The organism is Pacificibacter marinus (assembly GCF_018860665.1).
GTDB classification, from domain to species: domain Bacteria; phylum Pseudomonadota; class Alphaproteobacteria; order Rhodobacterales; family Rhodobacteraceae; genus Celeribacter; species Celeribacter marinus_A.
Map to the genome: position 1 here is coordinate 1 of NZ_JAHKPK010000015.1, position 2,500 is coordinate 2,500.

Genomic DNA, 2,500 nt, shown 5'->3' on the forward strand with positions numbered 1-2,500 from the left:
CATTGAACTCGAAGGAGAATTGGCGGGCATTCTGGCATTGGAGGACGCAAGAACGACAAAACCCGCAACGCGTGCGGGTTTGGGGTCGATTACGATGGTTGCGTTCGTGGTGATTTGCCCCTACGACCCGGACGCATGTTTACATGCGGAAGCACTGCAAGATTTTTTGCAGTGTTCAGTAGTCGGTCGGAGTAAGTAGAGATATTGGTTGCGGGAGTAGGATTTGAACCTACGACCCCGAGTGCATGGTTTTCATGCACGGGGCATTGCCTTGGCAATGTTCAGTAATCAAGATGTTTATATGGTGATTTGGTTGCGGGAGTAGGATTTGAACCTACGACCTTCAGGTTATGAGCCTGACGAGCTACCGGGCTGCTCCATCCCGCGACAGGGTATTATCCGGAGAATTGGTTTATCGTTTAGAGAGATTAAGTTCACTTTGATAAGTTAACATAGAGGTTTTTATTAGGTTTGGCGGTGACCTACTCTCCCACGTCTTAAGACGCAGTACCATCGGCGCAACCGTGCTTAACGGCCGAGTTCGGGATGGGATCGGGTGTTTCACTAGCGCTGTGACCACCAAACCGAATAAAAACCTCTATATCACGCTGCGGTTTTCACCGCAGAGTGTCCAAGTCAGTACAATACTGTTTGTGTTGGTATGTATGCTTTTGTTTGTCTCAGTATTTTTCAAACTTTATCAGTTTTGCTATTACTGGATCAAATCAAGCCTATCGGGCAATTAGTACCAGTCAACTGAATGCATTACTGCACTTACATCTCTGGCCTATCGACGAGGTGGTCTACCTCGGCCCTCAGGGATACCTTGTTTTGAGGGGGGCTTCCCGCTTAGATGCCTTCAGCGGTTATCCTGTCCGATCATAGCTACCCAGCACTGCTATTGGCATAACAACTGGTCCACCAGTGGATCGTTCACCCCGGTCCTCTCGTACTAGGGGCAACTCCTCTCAAGTATCCTACACCCACGGCAGATAGGGACCGAACTGTCTCACGACGTTCTAAACCCAGCTCACGTACCTCTTTAAACGGCGAACAGCCGTACCCTTGGGACCTGCTCCAGCCCCAGGATGAGATGAGCCGACATCGAGGTGCCAAACACTGCCGTCGATATGGACTCTTGGGCAGTATCAGCCTGTTATCCCCGGCGTACCTTTTATCCGTTGAGCGATGGCCCTTCCACTCGGGACCACCGGATCACTATGACCGACTTTCGTCTCTGCTCGACTTGTCAGTCTCGCAGTCAGGCTGGCTTCTGCCATTGCACTCAACGACCGATTTCCGACCGGTCTGAGCCAACCTTCGCGCGCCTCCGTTACTCTTTAGGAGGCGACCGCCCCAGTCAAACTACCCGCCACACAGGGTCCCGGATCCGGATAACGGACCGCGGTTAGACATCAAACAGAACAAGGGTGGTATCTCAAGGGAGGCTCCACCAAAACTAGCGTCTTGGTTTCAAAGCCCACCACCTATCCTGCACATGTTCGGTCTAATGCCAGTGTGAAGCTGTAGTAAAGGTGCACGGGGTCTTTCCGTCTAACCGCGGGAAGCCTGCATCTTGACAGGCAATTCAATTTCGCTGAGTCTATGTTGGAGACAGCGGGGAAGTCGTTACGCCATTCGTGCAGGTCGGAACTTACCCGACAAGGAATTTCGCTACCTTAGGACCGTTATAGTTACGGCCGCCGTTTACCTGGGCTTCAATTCGGAGCTTGCACTCCTCCTTTTAACCTTCAGGCACCGGGCAGGCGTCAGACCCTATACGTCGTCTTACGACTTCGCAGAGCCCTGTGTTTTTAGTAAACAGTCGCCACCCCCTGGTTTGTGCCCCCAGCTCCAAGTTGCCTTAGAACCGGGCCTCCTTCTCGCGAACTTACGGAGGTATTTTGCCGAGTTCCTTCAACATAGTTCTCTCAAGCGCCTTGGTATTCTCTACCTATCCACCTGTGTCGGTTTAGGGTACGATCTAACGATGGAGCTATTTCCAGGAACCTCTAAGCAGCCCATTCAATCCGATAAGGATGAACTACCCTCGAGATCCGTCACTTCCATCTGGCCCAGGAATATTAACCTGGTTCCCATCGACTACGCCTTTCGGCCTCGCCTTAGGGGTCGGCTTACCCTGCTCAGATTAGCTTTAAGCAGGAACCCTTGGATTTTCGGCGAGGGAGTCTCTCACTCCCTTTGTCGCTACTCATGTCATCATTCTCACTAGTGATCTCTCCACCGGATCGCTCACGCGCCGGCTTCACAGAAAGCTCCTTGTGTCTAAGACCTTCCGAAGAAGGTTAAAGACACATGGAACTATGTCACACTACGCTCTGCTACCACGTATACAAATATACATCCTCAGCTTCGGCTCATGGCTTGAGCCCCGTTACATCTTCGCCGCAGGACAACTTATCTAGACCAGTGAGCTGTTACGCTATCTTTAAAGGATGGCTGCTTCTAAGCCAACCTCCTGGTTGTTTTGGTCGTCCCA

The 2,500-nt window shown here is 51.6% G+C and carries 1 protein-coding gene, 1 tRNA gene and 2 rRNA genes (1 of these 4 cut by a window edge); 1 reads left to right on the plus strand and 3 read right to left on the minus strand.

Annotated elements, in window-relative coordinates; all coding sequences use genetic code 11:
* Positions 1-199: hypothetical protein (locus tag KO497_RS03415; protein WP_215942567.1), on the plus strand; the 199-nt coding region annotated here is incomplete at its 5' end.
* Positions 200-310: 111 nt separating this feature from the next.
* Here KO497_RS03415 and KO497_RS03420 read toward each other — a convergent pair.
* The 3 genes from KO497_RS03420 to KO497_RS03430 all read right to left on the minus strand — a co-directional run.
* Positions 311-387: transfer RNA gene (locus KO497_RS03420), tRNA-Met, on the minus strand.
* Positions 388-469: 82 nt separating this feature from the next.
* Positions 470-584: ribosomal RNA gene (gene rrf / locus KO497_RS03425) — 5S ribosomal RNA — on the minus strand.
* Between the two features lie 137 nt (positions 585-721).
* Positions 722-2,500: ribosomal RNA gene (locus KO497_RS03430) — 23S ribosomal RNA — on the minus strand; it runs 1,056 nt beyond the window's last position.